A 21,988-nucleotide genomic window follows, 5' to 3' on the forward strand; every position below is an offset into this window, starting at 1 on the left:
TGATGCTTTTTTATTTGCTTAATATTTATCAGGCCGTCTGAAACATTTTCAGACGGCCTGATGCGTTTCTTTCAATTCATCCGTTCAAATAAAACCTTGAATAATTCAAGCTGCCTGAATACCGCTCAATAAAATGCTACAATAACCAGCCTCAAACACTGATTGACTGCGATTTATGAAAACCATCGAACATGTTCAGGCCGTTGCCTTTGATTTGGACGGCACGCTTTGCGATTCCGTGCCCGATTTAGCTGCCGCAGCCAATGCCGCACGCGAACACTTAGGCTTGTCGGCACTTCCTATCGAAACCGTCAAAAGCTATGTGGGCGACGGCGTTGCTAAGCTGATACATCGAGTGCTAACCGAAACCTACGAAGAAGAAGCCGAGCCCGCTCAGTGGGAACAGGGATTCACATTTTTTATCCGCTATTATCATGATCACTTAAGCGTTTATACCCGCCCCTATCCCGAAACCGAAGCCGGATTAAAACTGCTTAAATCTTTAGGTATTCCCTTAATTGTGATTACCAATAAAAATGAAGTTCTGGCAGTCGAGCTATTAAAACAACTCGGTTTGGCCGACTATTTCAGCCTGATACTCGGCGGCGACAGTTTATCCGAGAAAAAACCGTCCCCCCTGCCTATTACGCATGCCGCAGAAGTATTGAATATCCAACCGGCCGATATGATCATGGTCGGCGACTCTAAAAACGATATTCTGGCGGCCAAAGCAGCCGGCTGTTTGAGCGTCGGCGTTACGTTCGGTTATGGCGATATGACTATGTTGTCACAAAACGAAGCCACCAAGCCGGATTGGTTAATCGGCTCTATTCCGGAAATTTATGAAAACCTGCAACCGCAGAAAGAAGTAGAAAACCGATAAAAGCCATCCATAATATAGGCCGTCTGAAACTCTTTCAGACGGCCTATTATCCAAAAGATACCTTATTCCGATATGAAGCAACCCCTATCCCTCCGTGCCCGTGCCTTAAATATACTCGCCCGCCAAGAAATCAGCCGCGCCGACCTTAAACGCAAACTGGCACCTTATGCCGACAATGAAAACGAACTAGATCAACTTTTAGACGAACTGGCCGAACGAAACTGGCAATCAGACGAACGCTTTGCCGAAGCCTATATACACAGCAAAAGCAAACGACACGGCACGCTACGCCTGAAACAAACTTTACAGCAAAAAGGCATCGATAATGAAACAGCCGCATCCTTTTTACCCAGCCGTGAGCAAGAATTGCAAACAGCCATTGAAGTGCTGCATAAAAAATTCAAACAACCCGCCCAAGATATGAAAGAGATGCAAAAACAAATGCGTTTTCTCGCTTATCGGGGTTTTGATACCGACACTATCCGTGCTGCTATGAAAAACGACTGGTTTGAAGAAGAATAAAACTGTACCGATTGGCTATCGACTATCGCGACCCCATAATAAAAGGTAAATAATATATAAATCACCTTGAAAGCTGTATAGCCATACCCATGTAGCCAAAAGCCGTCTGAAACCTTAATATTCAGACAAACGGCCATATCCGGCACAATATTTTTTAACGTTGCACTATTTAACCCAAGAAAGGCCATTATGAAAACTTTAAAAGAAGCACTCGACTGGCGTTACACCACCAAAGTATATGATGCCGGCAAAAAAATATCGGCGGAAGACTTTGCCCAAATCGAGCACATCCTCCAATTCAGCCCGAGCAGCACCAATTTACAACCCTCTCATTTCATTATTGCCGACGATGATGCCGGTAAAGCACGCATTGCCAAAGCAGCAGAAGGCCCTTATGCCTACAATGCTCCAAAAATCAAAAATGCTTCCCACATTATTGTATTCTGCAGCAAAGTTTTCGCTGATGACGAACATTTAGAAGCCGTTCTCGAACAGGAAGACAAAGACGGCCGCTTCGCCGAAGAGGCTAACAAAACCCAAATGCACAATACCCGCCGGATGTTTTTAAATATCCACCGTTACAACTACAAAGATGAGCCTCACTGGCATGCCAGACAAACTTATCTGACTTTTGGCGCCGTATTGCTCGGTGCTGCCCAATTAGGCTTGGACGCCACCCCGATTGAAGGTGTGGATATGGCGAAAGTAGATGAAGAATTCGGACTTCATCAAAAAGGCTATTCTGCTCTGGCTGTAATCGCGTTGGGCTACCGCGACGAAGCAGAAGACTTTAATGCCCGCTTGCCAAAATCACGTTTACCGAAAGAAAAATTGTTTACCAAAGCTTAAATATATTGATTCGGTATATCAGGCCGTCTGAAAAAAGTGAACTGTCCCCCAAATCTTGGACAAACATAAAAGCCTTTTCAGGCGGCCTTTTCGAGCTGGGTTCTGTATGCCACAGGACTCAGCTTTTTCAATTTCAAACTACATCTGTCATGATTGTCGTACCGTATATAGTGTATCCATTGTCTGCATCAGCTCTGTTGTCGAAAGTTTGCCTTCCTGATAAAAGCATTCCGTCTTCAGTATTGCAAAGAAGCTTTCCATCGGTGCATTGTCCCAGCAATTGCCTTTACGCGACATACTTTTCACTATACCGTGTTCCGCCAACGTGCGGCTGTACGGCTTGGTATTTAAAGTCTAATGTATATTTGCTCATGAGAAAACTGCACCTTAATGGGTTGGAGGAGTGTCCAACTTTTGGGGTGCAGTTCAATGTTCAAACGGCCTGCTTAAATATTGATATATTAAACAAACATATTCAAACTTTTAAAGCTGTTTTAAGCGGGCGATACGGTTGTCTAATGTGGGATGTGTACTGAGCAATGAATCCTTTGCTTCACTGGCAATACCCATAGCGGCCATTTCTTTAGGTAGATCACTGGCATTGCCTTTCAAACGTTGTAAAGCGGCAATCATTTTCGGCGCCCCTACCAAACAGGCCGCACCTGCATCGGCGCGATATTCACGTTGGCGGCTGAACCACATCACAATAAAACTGGCTAAAAAGCCGAATACTACTTGCAATACCATACTGACCATAAAATAAGTACCTTGTGAGGTACCGCCGCCCTCTGTACGTGCTACCATGCCTGAAACCACACGCGCCAAGAACACCACAAAAGTATTGACGACGCCTTGAATCAAGGTCAATGTCACCATATCACCATTGCCGACGTGTGCCATTTCATGTGCCAATACCGCTTCAACTTCATCCCTTGTCATATGGTCGAGTAATCCGGTGCTGACGGCAACCAATGAATTATTTTTGCTGGCACCGGTCGCAAAGGCATTTGGTTCGGGTGAATGATAAATAGCCACTTCGGGTGTTTTCAAATTCCATTGGCGGGCTTGGTTTTCAACTGTTTTTAATAACCACGCTTCGGTTTCATTGTGCGGTTGAGTAATCACTTCCGCACCAACCGAGCGTTTTGCCATGGTTTTGGACATCAATAAAGAAATAATGGAACCGGTAAAGCCGATTACTGCCGAATAAATCAGCAGGCTGACCATATCATTGGGGTTTGCACTCACCCCGAGTATGCTCAGTACAATACCGATAACAACCAAAACCGCAATATTGGTCATTAAAAATAAAAAAATACGTTTCACAGAGTTTTCCTTTGGAAGTGGTAGTTTATATATGTTGTATTTTTAATAGAACGCACAGATTGTCGCAAAAAACACGCTTCCCGCAAAGATATTATATAGAAAAGGTATGCAAAATTTATGAATAAATTTATACCGCCTGTCTGTTTATCTTTACCGTCTGTGTATTTATTACCCTATTTATCAGATAAATATGGCAGATAATCGGCATATTCGATTGTAAGTACAATAAATCAATTAGATAATAAAGACCTTATTACCCTAGTTTTAACTTATTGATAAATAATCTAAAGGCCGTCTGAAATAATTCAGACGGCCATAACGGAAACCATGATGCAAGCCATTATTCAAACCGCGCTAGACAACCTGATCACCCAAAAGCAGCAGGCGATTAACGACTATCATGCCAAACAACGCCCTGCAGTTTTTTTTGCCCGATACGGGCGGGCACTGAGGCAGACATTAAGCCTATTGTGGCAGCATCAGTTTGCCGACAGCTCTTTGTGTTTGCTGGCAACAGGCGGTTTTGGGCGTGGTGAAATATACCCCTATTCCGACTTGGATTTAGCCATTGTTTCCGAACAAACCCTTACCGAAGACGAACAAGATGCTATCAGCCATTTTATACAGACCCTGTGGGATATACACCTTGTTCCCGCGCTCAAAGCCGGCAGTATTGATGAATTGTGTGAAAGCGCAGCCGAAGACATTACCGGCGACACTGCTTTTTTAGAAGCCCGTTTTTTGGCAGGTAATGAGGCTCTGGCAGAACGCTTCCTACACAAAATAAACCTGCAACGCGATACCGCTTCTTTTATCGAAGCCAAGTGGGTGGAAATGGAACAGCGTCATGCCAAATCGCAAGGTTCGGCTGCTGTATTAGAACCGAATATCAAAACCAGCCCGGGCGGCTTGCGTGATATTCATACTATGTTTTGGATTGCCAAAGCACAAGGTTTGGATACATTCTTAAGCCTGTCTTCTTCCGACGACATCCTCACCCATACCGAAGTCACTATGCTGCTAGACAGCTATAAACAACTTGCCGCCATACGCATCAATCTGCATCTAGCCGCAGGCCGTCAGGAAGACCGCCTGATTTTCGATTTACAATCCCAAGTAGCCGAAAACATGGGATGGCAGGAAGGCGAACAGCGGATTAAAAGCGAAAAACTAATGCGGGTATTTTACCGCGCCAGCAAAACCGTTACGCAACTGAACGGTATTCTGTTACCGATGCTGCGTGGTCGCGTTTATTCGCTTTTGCGCCAATTTGTCGGCTTGATTGACGACCATTATTATCAAATCGACAATCAAATCGCGGTATACGACAAACAACTTTTTACACGGGAACCCGAACATTTATTTAAAATTCTCGAAGTCATCCAAACCCATAACGATATCGACACCATCGCCCCACAAACCCTAAGGGCATGGTGGGCGGCGACCTTCAAAATTGATCAAGATTTTTACAACAACCCCACCAACCGCCAACGTTTTATCGGCTTTTTCAAACATGGCGAAGGGCTAACCCACCTTATGCGCTTTTTAAACCTTTATGGCGTATTAGAGCGTTATTTGCCCGCATGGAAAAACATTGTCGGCCTGCTGCAACACGATTTATTCCATATCTATCCGGTGGACGACCATATCCTGACCGTATTGCGCAATGCCCGCCGCTTGGCGATGGATGCCCACAGCCACGAGCTGCCTTTTGCTTCCGCATTGATGCATGGTTTCGAACGACAATACATTATCTATCTGGCTACCGTGTTTCACGATATTGCCAAAGGACGGGGCGGCAATCATGCCATCGAAGGCATTGGCGACGCCCGCCGTTTTGCCGCCGACCATTTTCTTGATAAAGAAGAAAGTGAAATGCTGTGCTGGTTGGTGGAAGACCATTTATTGATGTCTTCCGTTGCTCAAAAAGAAGACATACAAAACCCTGATGTCATCAGCCATTTTTGTGAACGTGTGAAAACGCAAGAGCGACTAACCGCTCTTTATCTGCTGACCGTAGCCGATATCCGCGGCACCAACCCCAAATTATGGAACAGCTGGAAAGCCGGCCTATTTGAAACCCTGTTTCATGCCGCCAGCCACCGTTTGGCAGGCGGGAAAGACAACCGCCACGCAATGATCAGCCGCCGCCAACAAGCTGCAACCGATCAACTCAATCATGCCGGCACACCGGAAAAACAGCAAAAACAGCTTTGGCGTATGCTTGGTTCCGCCTATATAGTTCGCCACGAATTGCGCGACATTCTTTGGCATACGGCTAACCTGATTCATCATACGGATCAGCCGCAAGTACGCTGCCGTTTACTAGACTCGGATGGGGATGCTTTGCAAGTGATGGTTTTTATGCCGAACGCACCACGCCTGTTTGCCCGACTATGCCGTATTTTCAATCATCACAATATGGATATTTTGGCCGCCCGCGCGTTTGTGACCGATCACGACTATATTCTCGACACTTTCACGGTACAAATGCCGCCACAACACACTCCGGGTGATTATCTTGACATACAGAGCGCACTTGAAGCCGAAATCAATAATTTTGTTCACGGCTACGACACCACCGAAAATCACGCCACCTTACGTCCCGTACCAAACAGCCGCCGCAGCCGTCATTTACCGATAGCACCGGTTATCCGACTAACTTCCGATCAGGACAACCCCGACTGGTACACATTGGAAATTGTCGCCGTCGACCGCCCTTACCTACTGGCCGATATTGCCGAAATCTTTTCCGCACAAGATATCAGCCTGCGTTATGCCAAAATTTCCACTTTGGGCGAACGGGCAGAAGACGGGTTTGTGATTTTCAGCACCGCCTTAGCCAACCCTAAAAAACAGCTTGCCTTAAAACAAGCCTTATTTGAACAATTAACAGTTTAATCAACCCATCTTTATCCGGAGCATTTTGAAACGGGTAAAATCCATTTTTACCATTATTAGAAAGCAGATGATTTTAAAACGCCAATCTATTATTAACGAATTAACAACCTTTAAAAACAGTATAGTCAATTTTAACTAGAATAAGTAAAATACCGCTAAATTCTATTTATTTCTGACAACCAAGCATAACAAGGCTTTTTTAAGAAGGGTTCGGCTGGGTAGTCAACAATAATATTAAAATCAAATACTACCAAAGGAGTGATTGGCGATGCGTTTTTTGGCTATATTGAGTCATCAGTTAACTCGTTTTACTGCCATAGTCATTTTATTGGCTGCCGGTGTTACTTTTATTGAGCCGGCAACTTTCAGCTGGGTGAAAGGCGATGCCCAAGTTGTGGTTTTGGGCATTATCATGCTTGCCATGGGTATGACGCTGGGTAAGCAGGACTATCAAATATTGCTTCGGCGTCCTTTTGATATCTGTATCGGCACATTGGCACAATTCACCATTATGCCGTTGTTGGCGATTTTGGTTGCTAAATCATTGAATCTGTCGGTAGGGTTAACGCTGGGGCTTGTGCTGGTCGGCAGTTGCCCGGGCGGTGTTTCATCCAATATTATGAGTTACCTAGCCAAAGGCGATGTAGCATTTTCTGTCGGCATGACAACCTTATCCACCATTATTGCGCCCGTGGTTACACCTTTATGGCTGACCTACTTGGTCGGGCAAACGGTTGAAATGGATGGTTGGGGCATGTTCCGCTTTATGGTGTTGGTTACCTTAATGCCAATTGCAATCGGATCAATCTGTAATATTTTATTTCATCATCAAAAATGGTTTGAAACCATTCGTGCCATTATGCCGGGTGTAGCGGTGTTGGCTTTCGCTTGTATTATCGGCGGGGTTGCGGCTGTGTTTGGCAACCAATTATTCGAATCGGCATTAATTGCCATTGTTGCCATCGCTATTCATAATTTTTGCGGTTATGTTTTAGGGTATTTTTCCGGCAATTTAATCGGGGCAAATACGGCTAAAAAACGTACGCTTGCTATTGAAGTCGGGGTGCAAAATGCCGGCCTTGCGACAGGATTGAGCACTAAATTTTTCCCGACTAATGCCGAATCGGCCATTGTGGCAGCCGTTTCTACTATTTGGCATTCGGTTTCCGGTTCGGTTTTGGCAAATTTATTCGCTTGGTGGGATAGATATCAAATGGCTAAACAAAAAACTGATGTTAAAAATCCGGAATCAATAAGTATTGGTGAATAGAATCGGTATCACCCAAGCGGCAATCGGTATCCACGATTGCCGCTTTTGTATGATTGCGCCCTACTCAATGATTCAGCCAGCTTACGATAAGGTATAATGTGCCGTTTTCTTAAATATTTACCCGGCCGTCTGAAACTTTTGCAGAAGAATTTACCTATAGATTTTTCTGCAAAAGTTTCACTTAAGCATTTCAGACGGCTCGTAGTATAAAGACGAGTCCTTATGTTAAAAAAATGGTTACACAAAGTTTTGCCCGGCAAATCGGCCAAACCGCGTCGTGCACAAAAACAAGTTATCCCGTTCAGCGAACACCGCATCGGCGCCGATATGTTGAGTTTTGCCGCAGAAAAAGTGGTTCGTAGGCTGCACAATCAAGGCTTTGAAGCCTATGTGGTCGGCGGTGCCGTGCGCGATTTATTACTAGGCATCGAACCGAAAGATTTCGATATAGCCACCAATGCCACCCCCGAACAGGTGCGTAAAATATTCCGCCGCAGCCGTATTATCGGCCGCCGTTTTCAAATCGTGCATGTGATGGTCGGGCCGGAAACCATTGAAGTAACCACATTCCGCGGCGGTGGTAAGGTTCAGCAAAACGAACACGGCCGCATTATGAAAGACAATGTATACGGCTCAATGGCAGAAGATGCCATGCGCCGCGATTTCACCTGCAACGCACTGTATTACGACCCCATTACCCAACACATTATTGATTTTCATCATGGTTTGGCCGATATTCAAGCCCGCCAACTGGTGATGATCGGCAACACTGCCGAACGCTATCAGGAAGACCCGGTACGCATTTTGCGCGCCGTACGTTTATCGGGCAAACTCGGCTTTGAAGTGGAATATGAAACCGCCGCACCGATTACCGCATATGCAGGCCGTCTGAAACTCGAACCGGTTGCGCGGCTATTCGATGAAATCATGAAACTGCTGTTTTCCGGTCATGCCGTACAGTGTTTGGCACAGCTCGATAAATTAGGTATTCCCGATAATATCCACCCGATTCTAACCGCCCTGCAACACGCCGTTGCCGATAGCGATAATATCGTTTCCCTAGCCCTACGCAATACCGACGAGCGTCTGCGCGCCGATAAATCGGTATCGGTCGGCTTTGTTTTGGCCGCAGCCATGTGGCCGCGCTTAAATGAAATTTGGCAGCATAACACTGCGCAAGGCATAAGACCCGTTCCGGCCTTGACCCAGGCGATTAACGAATTACTCGATGCGGAAAAAGGCTGGGGCGTACCGCAACGTTTTTCCGCCACCATGCGCGAAATTTGGCAGTTGCAACCGCAATTTGAAAACATCAAAGGCGCCCGTCCGCACCGCCTTATCGCCCAACAACGCTTTCGTGCAGCCTATGATTTCATGTTGTTGCGTGCCGAAACGGGCAATGCCGATAAAGTATTGGCCAGATGGTGGACCACTTTCCAAAGTGCTGATGATGAAACCCGCCTACAAATGACCGCCGCAGCACAAAACAACCACAACAACGGCGAAGCTAAACGCAAGCGCCGCCGCAAACCCCGTAAAAAGAAAGAAAACCCGCAAGATGCCGTCTGAAAAGCAAGCGCCCAAGCTGACGTTAATGTTTCGCGAATATTGCAGCCTATGCCACAAAATGCGCGATGCCCTGCAACCGTATCAGGCCGAATATGGTTTTGATCTCGATATTATCGATGTGGACGACGACCCCGTATTGGAAGAAAAATACAACGAACTTGTGCCGGTATTATTGGCAGGCGATACGGAAATCTGCCATTGGTTTTTAGATGAAAACAAGCTAAAGGCTTTTTTAGACCAAGAGGCCGTCTGAAAAGCGGTAGGGCTAACCATTACCAAACCGCCAAACTTTAACGGCCTGCCCGATGGTTCACCATCATCACCCCCGCAATAGAAAGCGCCCCACCGACCACCATCGACAGTAGAACCGATTCGCCAAGCAATAAAGCCGACAGCAACACCCCGAACAAAGGCACCAAATTGGTAAAAATCACCGTTTTAGAAGGCCCCGCCGCCCTGATGCCTTGGTAATACCAAACAAAAGCCACCACCGTACCGAACGCCCCCATATAAAAAAGTGCCGCCCATACCGGCCAGCCCAACGCCGTCCAGTCGACCGAAGCAATATGGCCTGCCGCACTCAGCCCGAGAAACAAACACCCCCACAAAGCCGAATAAGTTGTTGCCGCAATCGGGCTTAAAGAGACCAACGCCCTGCGCGATAGCAAGGTATAAGCCACCCAAGCCAAAACCGCACACAACATCGATAGCTCGCCCCTGCCAAACGAACGGCCGATATCCTGAACGGTTCCAGCCAAATCACCCCGCGTAATAATCACCGCCGCCCCCACCAGCGCCAACACAATGCCCAACCAACGCAAACGCCCCAAGCGTTCGCCAAAGAAAACAGCGGAACACACCGCAACAGTAACCGGGCTGAGGGTTACAAACAAAGCCGTACGGCCGGCCGGAATATGCGCCAGTGCACCGAAGAAAAACAGGTTATAGAGAAACACGCCGGTCAGCCCCAAAAGCGCTGTTGAGAAAACCTGCTGCCGATTCAGGCGCGGCAATCCGCCTTCCATTCTAAAGGCCACCCAAACCAAGAGTAACGAAGCAATCAGATAGCGGCCGAATGCCGCCACAGTCAACGGCATCGCCTGAGCCAGCACCCTGCCGCCGATAAAAGTACCGCCCCAAAAAAGGGCAACCAAAACTTGTTTGAACGCGAGCGAGGCAGGCATGTGGTTTGTTGGTGTTTTCATATTGTTTTCTAAATCAATAAGCGCAATTTTTTGATAAACAAAATATAAAAGCAGCTATATCCGCCCTGTCTTTTAATCAGGCCGTCTGAAAAATACCTTACCGATAGCTTAATACTTCAACTTCATCATCCACCCGAACACGCCCCTGATTCAGTGCCACCAGATTTACCCCAAATACGGCATTTCTCACCACCGCCAATGTACTGAGCGGCTCTTGAAAACGGTCTTTCTGCCCGCTCTGCAGATCCACCGTCGTCATCACACAGCGGGTACACGGTTTGAAATTTTCAAATTCCACCTCACCGATGCGGATACGGTGCCATTGTTCTTCTTCATAAGCCTGCTTGCCCGAAAACACCAAATTAGCACGAAAACGCGCCATTTCCACCGGTTTGTCTAACATATGATTCAAGTCGGCCAAAGAAGCGGTATTGGTGAGTAAAAACGGTGCCCCGTCGGCAAAAGAAAGCGGTGTTTGCGAATATGACAGCATACGGTGGCTTTGTTCACCCAACCAATACAAACGCACCGCCATACCGAGTTGCTCAGAGAGCCATTTATCTATTTCAATACTGCCGCAACGGGCGGCAAAAGAATCTTTCCACACGGTAACATCGGCGCTATCGGTCATTTCAGACACCGAAACCTCACGACGGCTGCCGTCAGGTGCCGTTAATACCAATCCGTCCAATCGAGCATCGGCTTGCCAAAGCAACATCTTCGGAAACTTGCGCGCGGTCACAAAGCCACCCTGCGGCGTGGCCACCAGCCATTCGCGGTCATGCGGCAAGCCGGTCGGCAAAATATCGGCTTCTGCAAGGGTATTACCGCCCATAGACTTAACAGGATAACGGATCAGTTCGGTTAGCTTCACAGTGTTTATTCCATAGTTATCAACGTTTTTGAAAATCATAGCAAAATAACCATACGCCGTCTGTATCGGGCTTGAATAAAACAGCGGCCAAAATATACCGCCGCCTAGCCATTTCAATAAATTCGTCATTCAGTTTATGAATGATGTTGGCTATAATACCCGCTTTATTCTTTATTCCAAGCCAATACAATGCCATACACCCTGATTCTGCAACACCCCGCCCTTGCCCAATGCGATCTCAGTGTTTTGAACACCTTAGACCTGCCCGAAGGCAAAACACACCGCCATACGCTGCGGATTCCCGTTTCCGAAACCTTCGCCCTGCCCGATTCGGCCGCCGAAAAATTAAGCAGCCAATCCATAGACTTTGCCGTTTTGCCCGATATGGCATTTTCCGATTTGGGTTTAATCGTGAGCGATATGGATTCAACCCTGATTACCATCGAATGTATTGATGAAATCGCCGCCGGTGCCGGTTTGAAAGCGCAAGTGGCCGAGATTACCGAGCAGGCCATGCGCGGCGAATTGGATTTCGAGCAGTCGCTACGCCGCCGTACCGCCCTGCTGAAAGGCTTGGACGAACATTTTTTGCAAGATGTATACGATAATGTTTTACAACTGTCGCTCGGCGCGGAAGCATTGCTCGAAGAATGCCGTCAAAACGGCGTAACGTTTATGTTGGTTTCCGGCGGGTTTACATTCTTCACCGAAAAACTGCAAAAACGGTTTGGGTTCGACTATCAATACGCCAATATTTTGGAGATAGAAAACGGCAAGCTCACCGGTCAAGTATCCGGCAGAGTGATTGATGCAAAAGCCAAAGCCGATTTATTGGTCGAACACCGCCAAAAACTCGGCCTGGCCAAGCATCAGGTTGTCGCCGTCGGCGACGGTGCCAACGATATTCCTATGATTACCGAAGCCGGTATCGGCATTGCCTATCATGCCAAACCGAAAACACAGGCACAGGCCGACGCCTGTATCCGTTTCGGCGATTTGCAAGCCGTTCGCGGTTGGTTCCGCTAATACAATGAAAAGCTTTTCAGACGGCCTGATAAAAACAACCCTATCATTCAAAAATAAAAAACAAAAAATCCGCTTGAATAATCAAGCGGATTTTTATAATCTGGCACGCCCACGGGGATTCGAACCCCGGTTGCCGCCGTGAAAGGGCAGTGTCCTAGGCCTCTAGACGATGGGCGCATATATCCGGAACGCGCACTATAACGATATATAAGCCCCCTGTCAATAAAACGACGGCATACCGCTTTTCAGACGGCCTAATCTTTATATTCCGATAGAATATAATCATAATATAGATTTTACATCACACCGCCCTATAATCAGGCACTTTATTTGCTATAATGCGGCGGTTTAATCCGAAAGAAATATCATGTGGTTCAAACAAGTCAGTTTTTATCCCCTGAATAAAAACAAACTGCCCGAATTGGAAACCTTAGCCGCCAAATTCACCGAAGCCGAATTCACCCCCTGCATGGGTTTGGATTGGTTTAGCGAAGGCTTTTCCGCTCCGGTTTCATTTTCACCCGAAACCGTGTTTCCCGCCGACTATACTTGGCGCATCGCCCTCAAAAAAGAAGAAAAAGTGCTGCCCGCCGGCGTGATTCGCGATATTCTCGACGAAAAAGTGGCCGAAATTCAAAATGCCGAAGCCCGCAATGTCGGCCGTAAAGAAAAACAAGAATTAAAAGAACAGATTACCGACGATTTATTACCGCGCGCCTTTACCCGCAGCAGCCGCACCCAAGCCATTTTCGATATCAAACACGGCTATCTTTTTGTAAACAATGCTTCGGCTACCAAAGCAGAAGCCATGCTGACCAAAGTGCGCGAAGCATTAGGCGGCCTTGAGGCCCGCTTGCCGAACACCAAACAATCGCCCTCTTCCAAAATGACCGACTGGCTTTTACAGGGCGCAGCCGAAGGCGGCTTCGAACTCGATAGCGATTGCGAATTAAAAGGCACCGGCGACGTTGCCCCCGTAATCAAAATATCGAAACAGGATTTAACCGCAAACGAAGTGGTTCAGCATGTGAAAAACGGCAAAACCGTTACCCAGCTCGGCTTGGTATGGCGCGAACAGATTGCATTCGTTTTAACGCAGGATTTCACCCTAAAACGTATCCAATATTTAGACGTTTTGCAGGAAGAAGCCGAAAACCACGGCGACGATGCCGCCGCTTTAACATTTGCCTCCCAGATTTTAATGGTCGAAGCATTAAGCACCATGCTGGAAGAATTGGCCGGCTATTTAGGCGGCTGGCAGGAAAGCGCAGAATAATCCGCCTACCGATAAACCAAACACCCACGGGCAAAACACCATACGGGTTTCAGACGGCCTGAAACATTCACGGCAACCCCGTGCCCCAACTTAAAGGAAAAACCATGAGCATTAAATCAGACAAATGGATCCGCCGTATGAGTGAAGAGCACGGCATGATCGAACCGTTCGAACCCAATCAGGTTAAAGAAGTCAACGGCCAAAAAATCATTTCATACGGCACTTCCAGCTACGGCTACGATATCCGCTGCGCCAACGAATTCAAAATTTTTACCAATATCAACAGCACCATTGTCGACCCGAAAAATTTCGACCCGAAAAACTTTGTTACCGTAGAAGACGACTGCTGCATTATCCCCCCCAACTCATTCGCCCTTGCCCGCACGGTCGAATATTTCCGCATTCCCCGCAACGTATTAACCGTATGCTTGGGCAAATCCACCTATGCACGTTGCGGCATTATTGTGAACGTGACCCCGTTCGAGCCCGAATGGGAAGGCTATGTAACCCTAGAGTTTTCCAATACCACCCCGCTGCCCGCCAAAATCTATGCCGGCGAAGGCGTGGCACAAGTGCTGTTTTTTGAAAGCGACGAAGTATGCGAAGTTTCCTATAAAGACCGCAGCGGAAAATACATGGGGCAAACCGGCGTTACCCTGCCCAAAACCTAATCGAAACCCATAAGCCGAAATCAAACCCAGCTGATTTCGGCTACTATTATCCGTTTCAGACGGCTTCATCCGTTTCAAACCGATATTCACCGTTATATTAAAACCATCCTTTAATCAACGGCCTGCAAGGTAGGGAATATGTCGCAACGCATACGCACCCATTATGACAACCTCAAAGTCGCACAAGACGCACCGATTGAAGTCATCCGCGCGGCTTACCGTTCCCTTTGCAAAAAATACCACCCCGATCAAAACCCGAACAATCCCGATGCCGAACGCATTATGAGCCTGATTAACCGCTCCTATGCCGTTCTATCCGACCCCGAACAACGCCGTGCCCACGATGATTGGATTGCCGCCCAATCCCACCATCACCCCTCTACCCCCTCAAACACCCTCAAACATCAGCCGAGCGAAACATTCAGGCCGTCTGAAAACCGTCCCCAAGCCCAAGCAACCTTTACCCGCTTCTGGCTCGGTCTAGTATTTTTTGCCATTATCCTCAGCCTCCTATTCTGGTTTGCCAAACAACAGCGCGAAGCCGTCCCCGCCTACCCAACCACCCGCCTCGACAACCATACCCCCGCCACCTATCCCGAATTCGCTCAATACATGCCCGGCTACCCCGTTTTAGCAGAACAAGGGCACAATATGGTTAAAATCGACAATCAAAACAAACACTCCGCCGTATTGGCACAAATTTTCCCAAACAATAGCAAAACCGCCATCCGCACCATTTACATACCGCCCCAAGCCGACTTTACCGCCTTTAAATTAGCCGCCGGACAATATCGGCTGCATTACAGGCAATTGGCCGATGATACGCAGGAGGAAGTTTTATTTGAGTTGAATGAACAGCAGGCCGACGCACGGGTGATTGTTTTGGAAGATAAGGGGTTGGGGATTTGAGGGGTTGGGAAAGATAAAATTAAATGTACTTAAAAATAGGCTAAAAATTCTATCGATTAAGTATTTTTAGATAGCCTTTCATAATATAAATATATTAGCATAATATAATTTAACAAAAAAAATTCATAGTGTATAATTTATCCAAATAAAAATATCATTGGAAAAATTATGTCAATTGAAAATATAATAGTAGATTCTCATACTCCCTACTCTAACAATCCTGATTCTCAAAATATATATTCTCAAGATAATAGAATTTATTGGAAATTACCTAGAGCTGAAAGTAATTTCTATAATTTGGAACGTTTAGGTAAAAATATTTCGAGCGTACTCAAGAAATACAAACAACAATTTCCCGAGTTTGATCATAAAGATTATGAAGAAATTGCTACAGAATTTTGTGAACAATTCTTTCTTAATGACTTTGATGTCAATGTCTTTGCATATTTTTCAAATCTGTCTTTAAAAGATCAATCTGAAAAAAAGATAACTTTGGCGATTCGTATTCCTAATCATCCGATTTTTAATGAAAACCTATCTAAGAATATTGCTATTACAGTATTAGGACTCTGTCTTACTGATAAACCCAATCCAATTTTTACGCCTCAAAGCATTGCTTTAACCTATGGAAAGCAAGGTCCTACTAATTATGAAAAAGAAAGTGAAGTACTTTTTCAAAAGCTTGATGAAGGAAAATTCCCTCCACGTAAAGCTAATAATGCTTTATCTTCTACTTTCTTAAAATCCTTACCAAAATTTGCAATAAGTGCGAAAGAACGCTTAGAAGCATGGAAAGAGTTTCTTATTTTTAAAGAAAATCTTATCAAACATAAAACACAAGGTGTTCGTTATTTAAAATGGAAGTTTCTTGAAAATTCTGAGCAATTAAAATTTGATGTAATATTTGAAAATCAGCAAGCCTTAAATTCTATAAAAAAAGCTTTTAGTCGACAAAATCTACATACTTTTGAGTTAAAAACATCTAGCGATCCTTATCGATTTATTTTACCTAAAAATAATTCTAATAAATTAGATAATAGTTTTGGCAACTTTGGCCAGCTTGCCAATAATGGAATAAAAATTATTAAAAATAATAAACATCAATCCCATCACAAAGAAGAAGTAAGTTTTGATTTGGATACAGCAGTTTGGGCGGAACTTCTTGTTGATATATCAGAAGAGTTGAGCTACAAGCTCAGTCAAATTAATGAAGAGTTTATTGATGACAAAGAAAATGATAAGAAACTTGAAAAAATCAACAATCTTTTTAAAGCACTACCTGAAACAGGGTTTTTATCTATTTCCCTCATTGGTGATTTAGCTCTAATTGAACGTCATCGAAAAGCAGTAGAAAATTTAATACAAAATGAAAACTGCTATGCTCCTTATTTATCAAATTATCTATTTGATATTAAAAATGCCAATCAACCTGATCATATTCCTGAAATTACTGAATGGGAAAATAACACTCTAAACGATAAGCAGAAATCCGCCGTGCAAAAAATACTTGCCGCCCCTGATATTTGCTTAATCCAAGGGCCGCCCGGAACGGGAAAAACCACCGTAATTGCTGAGGCTTGTTTACAATTTGCCAAGCGAGGTGAAAAAGTATTATTAGCCAGCCAAGCACATGATGCTTTAGATAATGCCTTATCTCGTTTAAAAAATCATCCAAATCTAAAAGCTATCCGTTTATCTAAAAATAACAATCGGATTTCAGATGAAGGTAAGGAGTTTACAGGTGAAAATGTATTAGCAAAACAATATACGGCTTTAAAAAACTATGTATCTGAAAAGTATCTACTTCCCCAACAACAACTCCAAGAAAAAATCCACAAGCTTAAAGAGTGGTTGGAGCCTGCTCACTTTATAGTTGATGATAGAGAGAAACTACATATTCGAGATAAAGAACAGCAGAGGCAATTAGCTCAAACAGAAAAACAATTAGCCGAACTTAAAGAAGAATTTGAGCAAAAAAATAAAATTTTCAATCGCCAACAACAAAATAATAGTAATTTAGAAAAATTAATTAATTTTTTGAAAAATGGTAATGATAGTATTGCTCAGTTAACTTTAGAAGTACCACAAGAAATTTTTTCTTTAGTAAAAAAACTATGTAACTTAGAAACAATAAAAATTGAACAGCAATATATCACTTTCAATATTTTTATGGATAGCCATGAAAATCAAATGGCTATTTTACAAAATCTATATAAACGCTGGCTGTCAATCGACAACGCCATACCCCAAATGCAAGCAGATTTAGATCGAATTAGTCTTGGACAGGGCAAAACAGATATAAAAACAGTATTAAAACTTGAAGAATTAAAACAAGAAATTGATGAACTTGCAAAGAAAATAGATGATGATGACGATGATGGTAATCTTATAACATTATGGAAAAGTAAACGTAAAGAGTGTAGAGAATTAGAAAAAAGTATAAACTCAAACAATAAAATTAATAATCTAATTGGTGATTATTATAATTTATTTAGTGATAAAGATAACTTCTTAAATGGCAATAGTGATAATATAAAAATTTTATTGCAACAACGATTAGATAACATTATAAAAATAAAACAGGATATTGATTCTATTATAAATAATACTATTGTTCAATTAAATCAACTTATAAAAATAGAAAATATAGAAAAGCCTAATGATGAAGAAATAAAACGACAAGAAACCATCGTAAAAAATATAAAAAATGAACTAGAGAAAATTAAACAACAAATTAATAAAAAAAATAGTGAAGCCTCAGAATGGACTATAAAAGCAGAATTTGACAGCTCTATTGAATTTACAAGTTTAGTTGAAGAGCAAAATCTTAATTTAAATAACTTACAAAATGAACTAAACAATATTCAACGGCAAAATAAAGATTTCCTACCTTTATTTAAACAGTGGCAGGATATTCTAACAGATCCATTACAACGAGCAAAAGATGATTGGATTGAATTAGAACAAACTTATTTTGAAAGTTGTAATGTAGTGGCTATTTCTTGTAATGAAGATGAACGAACATTAACAAATAATAATTTTGATAGCTTTGATGTGGTTATTATTGATGAGGTCTCCAAAGCAACGCCTCTAGAATTACTATTACCATTAATGCGCGCTCCAAAAGCAATTTTAGTAGGCGATCATCGTCAATTACCACCTATTTTCAACGAAGCTGACGGCTTGACTTTTGAAGATGAAGTTGAGAGGAATCAAGCGGATAAAGAAGAAGAAATAACAAATGTTAATACAGATGTCACCAAAGAGAATTTACGTAAATTTGAAAAGATGGTTACCGCTAGTTTGTTTAAAGAACTATTTGAGCAAGCACCTGAAAGCCTACGAGAACGATTAGATATTCAATTTCGCATGCATCCGGATATTATGAGGATGATTAATTACTTTTATGAAAATAAATTAACTTGTGGAAATCCTGATTTACCGCGCCCACATAATTTAACTTTCATTACTGAAAATAATGATCGCCTTCTCAAAAAAGAAGATCATCTTTTATGGGTTGATACTACAAATGATGAACATGGTAAAAAATATAAAATTGAGGATGGAGTTAATATTAATCGCCTTGAGGCCCGTCTAATAGCCAAGACTTTAATAGAAATTGATCGTCAAATACAAATAGAGGGTAAATATAATAAAGATAATAGGCTCAAAATAGGTGTGGTATCTTTTTATCAACCGCAATGCCGTTTAATTCGTGACGAAATACGAAAAAATGTGCCAAATAAAAAAACATGGTTTACTGCTATTGATGTAGAAATTAATACAGTTATCCGTTATCAAGGTAAAGAAAAGCCAATTATTTTACTTAGCTTAGTTAAAAATAATGGCCGTGATCTCCATCAAAAATTTACGCGTGGTAGAGCTAATATCGCCCGTTTTGAATTTATTAATGTAGCAATGAGTAGAGCTCAAAATCTATTAATAATATTTGGAGCAAGAAATATGCTAGAAAACAGAGAAGTAAAACTACCTAAAATGGATGAACATAAGATTGAGAAAACAATGATCTATAAAAAAATGTTTAACTATTTAGAATATCAGGCAGATACTGGAAACTTAACTGAAACTCAACCTTTCTTTAATGCTTTACAAAATACAATGAAAAAATTAAATGCTACAAAAGGGAATAACTCATGAATGAATACACACTAAGTCAACATTTTGTTGCATATCCAGTTTTTAATATCCGAGTAACTTATCGTTATCGTAAAGTTAGAAAACCTACTGTATTTGATAAGCTTATAATGAGTTTAGTTATGGACTTTCCACAGTTAAAGCAAAAATCATTAGGGGAAATTATTCAATCAATGCAGTTAGATGAGGTGTTTATTCGCAAGACTCTGGAAGATATGTTAGAAGCCGGATTGATTGAAGATATCGATTTAGATAATGATCTAAACAATATTCAAATTGAAGAATTAATATTAACTAATCATGGTGAAAAATTTTTTAAAGAAAAAAAAATGATTAGCAGGAGAAAATCAGCAAATGAAAATTTCTTTTTTAATCCTCTTATAAATGCTTATGAACAATTTCATAATATAAAAGATAATCAGATTGATATTAAATTAGATCATGAGCTTTTTACTCCGAATCAAGAGACTCTTACAAAACTTAGTATAAATAAAATGGCTGAGTTAAGTTGGGTTAAATCTGATATTGATCTCGAATCTAATGGCATTGACAATAACATAGACATAGAACAAATTAAATGGAAAACAGCTAAAGTTAGTTTGGTATTAGATAATAACTATAATGTCACATTAAGATGTGATGATAAATTATTTAAAAGCTGGTTAGATAATCGCTCATTGGATGTAATACATAATAAAATAATCAAACCAATTTTAGATAAAGCCGATAATATTATCGAACCTATTTTAAATAAAATAAAAATAGATAATTTAAATAACCTACTTTCTTTAGTGCTAGCGGATCAAAATACTGATTTAAAGCAATTAAAACAAACTGTACCAATTAATTTTTCTAATGCACAAGAATTTAATAATCAAGCCCCTTATATCATACTCAATAATAATCATGATGAAGCAAAATTAAAGGATCAAATACTTAGTATTTCTTGTAATCAAGAATATGAAGAAACTATTACAAAAATATTCTGGGATCCATGTAGTTTCAATCTATTTTATGAGGAAATTGGTTATATTCCTGCATATTTTCATCATCAAGAAATAAAATTGCCTGTACGTATTTTATCAAAAAATGAAAATAATCAGATAGCTGAGCTATCTGCATTAAATAATCCCAATTTCGATACTTTGGCTTTTATGGCCAATTATTTACCTTATAAGGAAATTATAGAAAAATTTCCTAAAATGGATATTTTAGAAGCTATATCATTTAAAGAACAATTTGAAAAAAATTGGAACAATAAAAAGTTTATTACAGGCTCTCCAGATATTTGGGCTGAAAAAATCAACTTACTAAATAATAATGACGAAATTGAAAAATTTACAAAATTGTTTCCGAATATACCTTTAAGTTTATCAAAAATAAATGATAATTTACACAGCACACTAATAGATGAAGCATTTAAAAATCCAAAATCACAAATAGCTAAGACAGCTGAATTAAGCCATCTATTTAAACTAACCAATGAGTTATCTAAGTTTAATGATATAACTAGGATACAATTAAATTTAATTAACCAAGATACAATGAAAAAATTTATAGAATGGGAAAGTATAAAATTAGAGTTTAAACGTAAATATCCTAAAATTAATTCTATTGAATTAGATAAAAGAACACAAAATATAACTAATTTTTATACAAAAATTAATGAGTTGTTTGAACCAATATCTCCCAATAAGAAATTTGCTGTATTAGATACAGACTTTATTCGAAAATATCCAGAAAAATTATTTAATATTCAAAAGGATAGAATAGTTATTCTATCAAAAACAACGCTAGATGAATTAGATTATCAAAAAGAAAAAAGTCAAAAAGATATCTATGAAGCTAATAAAATTCTTAATAGCATTCAAACTGATAGTTTAGATCAAGAAATAAAGGATACTATAGAGGATATTGAAAATATTAATAATAAGATTAAAGAGTTTGAATCACAGATTCAAAACAAGCGATCAATTTTAGCATCATTAAAAAATCATAGCGAGAAAGAAAATGTCTAAGAAAAAAAGAAATAGAAATAAATTAAATCAAAATAACTCAACTCCATTAAACGTAAATGAAAATATAGCTATAAAACACAAGATACCAGAAATGGAAATGGAAATTTCAAAGTTAGAGCATGAAATTTCTAGTTTGCAAAATAAAATAGCTATGCTGAAAATTGAAAAAAACAATTTCAATAAAAAAAAGCAAGATGCAGAAAACAAACAAAAAAAACTACTCAAAGACAAGAATCAACAACAACAACATATTGATTCCTTAAATAAGAAAGCTGCTGAAATCAGAGAGGCCATTCGAAAAATTGATGAATTAAAGTTGGCAACACACACAGAAAACTCAAATTCTGAGTTACTAACAATACTACAACAATCAAATACTATGAAAACTCCAAATGGTGAAAACGATGACAAAACCTTAGCTGTAGCAGTACGTTATAAATTAAACGATCTGATTTTTTATACAAATGATAAAAATTTAAAAAATAAGGCAACTAGTGTTGGTGTTAAAACTAGTTAATAAATAACCAATAGGAA

The 21,988-nt window shown here is 41.4% G+C and carries 17 protein-coding genes, 1 tRNA gene and 1 pseudogene; 14 read left to right on the forward strand and 5 right to left on the reverse strand.

Annotation, left to right across the window (positions count from 1 at the left end; translation table 11 throughout):
* Window positions 1-175 precede the first annotated feature (175 nt).
* The 3 genes from D0T92_RS07220 to nfsB all read left to right on the forward strand — a co-directional run bounded on the left by D0T92_RS07220 (window position 176) and on the right by nfsB (window position 2,254).
* Window positions 176-883 carry a phosphoglycolate phosphatase gene (locus D0T92_RS07220; RefSeq protein WP_151051551.1) on the forward strand — a complete coding sequence of 236 codons (708 nt, stop codon included), beginning with the start codon at window positions 176-178 and terminating at the stop codon, window positions 881-883.
* A 72-nt stretch (window positions 884-955) separates the two neighbouring features.
* Window positions 956-1,405 (forward strand): recombination regulator RecX, encoded by a 450-nt coding sequence (gene recX, locus D0T92_RS07225; RefSeq protein ID WP_151051553.1) that lies wholly within the window; start codon window positions 956-958, stop codon window positions 1,403-1,405.
* Window positions 1,406-1,594: 189 nt separating this feature from the next.
* Window positions 1,595-2,254 (forward strand): oxygen-insensitive NAD(P)H nitroreductase, encoded by a 660-nt coding sequence (gene nfsB, locus D0T92_RS07230; RefSeq protein ID WP_151051555.1) that lies wholly within the window; start codon window positions 1,595-1,597, stop codon window positions 2,252-2,254.
* Between the two features lie 77 nt (window positions 2,255-2,331).
* Here nfsB and D0T92_RS11765 read toward each other — a convergent pair.
* Window positions 2,332-2,578: pseudogene (locus D0T92_RS11765) on the reverse strand (transposase); the annotation flags it as partial.
* A gap of 159 nt (window positions 2,579-2,737) precedes the next feature.
* A complete protein-coding gene (gene htpX, locus D0T92_RS07250; RefSeq protein ID WP_151051559.1) occupies window positions 2,738-3,580 on the reverse strand; it encodes a protease HtpX in 843 nt (280 codons plus the stop codon).
* Window positions 3,581-3,910: 330 nt separating this feature from the next.
* Between htpX and glnD the strand changes: the two genes are divergently transcribed.
* From glnD to D0T92_RS07270, 4 genes are all read left to right on the forward strand, one after another.
* Window positions 3,911-6,481, forward strand: a complete 2,571-nt coding sequence (gene glnD, locus D0T92_RS07255; RefSeq protein ID WP_151053019.1) for a [protein-PII] uridylyltransferase — start codon at window positions 3,911-3,913, stop codon at window positions 6,479-6,481.
* 268 nt (window positions 6,482-6,749) lie between these two features.
* Window positions 6,750-7,751 carry a bile acid:sodium symporter family protein gene (locus D0T92_RS07260; protein WP_151051561.1) on the forward strand — a complete coding sequence of 334 codons (1,002 nt, stop codon included), beginning with the start codon at window positions 6,750-6,752 and terminating at the stop codon, window positions 7,749-7,751.
* Window positions 7,752-7,973: 222 nt separating this feature from the next.
* A complete protein-coding gene (locus D0T92_RS07265) occupies window positions 7,974-9,320 on the forward strand; it encodes a polynucleotide adenylyltransferase PcnB (protein ID WP_151051563.1) in 1,347 nt (448 codons plus the stop codon).
* Window positions 9,310-9,573, forward strand: coding sequence for a glutaredoxin family protein (locus D0T92_RS07270; RefSeq protein ID WP_151051565.1), 264 nt, complete (start codon window positions 9,310-9,312; stop codon window positions 9,571-9,573). The genes D0T92_RS07265 and D0T92_RS07270 overlap by 11 nt, the downstream gene beginning before the upstream one ends.
* A gap of 37 nt (window positions 9,574-9,610) precedes the next feature.
* On the opposite strand, the gene D0T92_RS07275 is transcribed toward D0T92_RS07270, so the two are convergent.
* Both D0T92_RS07275 and D0T92_RS07280 read right to left on the reverse strand, forming a co-directional pair.
* The gene (locus tag D0T92_RS07275; RefSeq protein WP_151051567.1) at window positions 9,611-10,525 is read right to left on the reverse strand and encodes a DMT family transporter; all 915 of its coding nucleotides are present in this window, start codon (window positions 10,523-10,525) and stop codon (window positions 9,611-9,613) included.
* A gap of 97 nt (window positions 10,526-10,622) precedes the next feature.
* Window positions 10,623-11,399 carry an MOSC domain-containing protein gene (locus D0T92_RS07280; protein ID WP_191963618.1) on the reverse strand — a complete coding sequence of 259 codons (777 nt, stop codon included), beginning with the start codon at window positions 11,397-11,399 and terminating at the stop codon, window positions 10,623-10,625.
* A gap of 189 nt (window positions 11,400-11,588) precedes the next feature.
* On the opposite strand from D0T92_RS07280, the gene serB reads away from it, so the two are divergent.
* On the forward strand, window positions 11,589-12,425 hold the full coding sequence (gene serB / locus D0T92_RS07285; RefSeq protein WP_151051570.1) for a phosphoserine phosphatase SerB: 837 nt from the start codon (window positions 11,589-11,591) through the stop codon (window positions 12,423-12,425).
* A 101-nt stretch (window positions 12,426-12,526) separates the two neighbouring features.
* Here serB and D0T92_RS07290 read toward each other — a convergent pair.
* Window positions 12,527-12,602, reverse strand: a tRNA-Glu gene (locus D0T92_RS07290).
* A 190-nt stretch (window positions 12,603-12,792) separates the two neighbouring features.
* On the opposite strand from D0T92_RS07290, the gene D0T92_RS07295 reads away from it, so the two are divergent.
* The 6 genes from D0T92_RS07295 (at window position 12,793) to D0T92_RS07320 (ending at window position 21,971) form a co-directional block, all read left to right on the forward strand.
* Entirely contained in the window at window positions 12,793-13,701 is a 909-nt protein-coding gene (locus D0T92_RS07295) for a recombination-associated protein RdgC (protein WP_151051572.1), read from the forward strand.
* A gap of 104 nt (window positions 13,702-13,805) precedes the next feature.
* Window positions 13,806-14,372 (forward strand): dCTP deaminase, encoded by a 567-nt coding sequence (dcd, locus tag D0T92_RS07300; protein ID WP_151051575.1) that lies wholly within the window; start codon window positions 13,806-13,808, stop codon window positions 14,370-14,372.
* 138 nt (window positions 14,373-14,510) lie between these two features.
* Window positions 14,511-15,281 carry a J domain-containing protein gene (locus tag D0T92_RS07305; protein WP_151051577.1) on the forward strand — a complete coding sequence of 257 codons (771 nt, stop codon included), beginning with the start codon at window positions 14,511-14,513 and terminating at the stop codon, window positions 15,279-15,281.
* Between the two features lie 168 nt (window positions 15,282-15,449).
* Window positions 15,450-19,439, forward strand: coding sequence for an AAA domain-containing protein (locus D0T92_RS07310; protein WP_151051579.1), 3,990 nt, complete (start codon window positions 15,450-15,452; stop codon window positions 19,437-19,439).
* Window positions 19,436-21,454 carry a PIN domain-containing protein gene (locus tag D0T92_RS07315; RefSeq protein ID WP_151051581.1) on the forward strand — a complete coding sequence of 673 codons (2,019 nt, stop codon included), beginning with the start codon at window positions 19,436-19,438 and terminating at the stop codon, window positions 21,452-21,454. Before D0T92_RS07310 ends, D0T92_RS07315 begins: the two co-directional genes overlap by 4 nt.
* On the forward strand, window positions 21,447-21,971 hold the full coding sequence (locus D0T92_RS07320) for a PIN domain-containing protein (protein ID WP_151051583.1): 525 nt from the start codon (window positions 21,447-21,449) through the stop codon (window positions 21,969-21,971). The genes D0T92_RS07315 and D0T92_RS07320 overlap by 8 nt, the downstream gene beginning before the upstream one ends.
* Window positions 21,972-21,988 lie beyond the last annotated feature (17 nt).

The sequence above is a fragment of the Neisseria zalophi genome (assembly GCF_008807015.1).
In the GTDB taxonomy this organism is placed as follows: domain Bacteria; phylum Pseudomonadota; class Gammaproteobacteria; order Burkholderiales; family Neisseriaceae; genus Neisseria; species Neisseria zalophi.

Excerpts from the sequence above, each read along its gene's own strand:
- D0T92_RS07310 (WP_151051579.1), top strand. The coding sequence starts at position 15,450 with ATGTCAATTGAAAATATAATAGTAGATTCTCATACTCCCTACTCTAAC.
- D0T92_RS07275 (WP_151051567.1), bottom strand. The coding sequence starts at position 10,525 with ATGAAAACACCAACAAACCACATGCCTGCCTCGCTCGCGTTCAAACAA.
- glnD (WP_151053019.1), top strand. The coding sequence starts at position 3,911 with ATGCAAGCCATTATTCAAACCGCGCTAGACAACCTGATCACCCAAAAG.
- nfsB (WP_151051555.1), top strand. The coding sequence starts at position 1,595 with ATGAAAACTTTAAAAGAAGCACTCGACTGGCGTTACACCACCAAAGTA.
- D0T92_RS07320 (WP_151051583.1), top strand. The coding sequence starts at position 21,447 with ATGTCTAAGAAAAAAAGAAATAGAAATAAATTAAATCAAAATAACTCA.
- D0T92_RS07260 (WP_151051561.1), top strand. The coding sequence starts at position 6,750 with ATGCGTTTTTTGGCTATATTGAGTCATCAGTTAACTCGTTTTACTGCC.
- D0T92_RS07305 (WP_151051577.1), top strand. The coding sequence starts at position 14,511 with ATGTCGCAACGCATACGCACCCATTATGACAACCTCAAAGTCGCACAA.
- D0T92_RS07265 (WP_151051563.1), top strand. The coding sequence starts at position 7,974 with ATGTTAAAAAAATGGTTACACAAAGTTTTGCCCGGCAAATCGGCCAAA.
- dcd (WP_151051575.1), top strand. The coding sequence starts at position 13,806 with ATGAGCATTAAATCAGACAAATGGATCCGCCGTATGAGTGAAGAGCAC.
- D0T92_RS07315 (WP_151051581.1), top strand. The coding sequence starts at position 19,436 with ATGAATGAATACACACTAAGTCAACATTTTGTTGCATATCCAGTTTTT.
- serB (WP_151051570.1), top strand. The coding sequence starts at position 11,589 with ATGCCATACACCCTGATTCTGCAACACCCCGCCCTTGCCCAATGCGAT.
- D0T92_RS07220 (WP_151051551.1), top strand. The coding sequence starts at position 176 with ATGAAAACCATCGAACATGTTCAGGCCGTTGCCTTTGATTTGGACGGC.
- D0T92_RS07295 (WP_151051572.1), top strand. The coding sequence starts at position 12,793 with ATGTGGTTCAAACAAGTCAGTTTTTATCCCCTGAATAAAAACAAACTG.
- recX (WP_151051553.1), top strand. The coding sequence starts at position 956 with ATGAAGCAACCCCTATCCCTCCGTGCCCGTGCCTTAAATATACTCGCC.
- D0T92_RS07270 (WP_151051565.1), top strand. The coding sequence starts at position 9,310 with ATGCCGTCTGAAAAGCAAGCGCCCAAGCTGACGTTAATGTTTCGCGAA.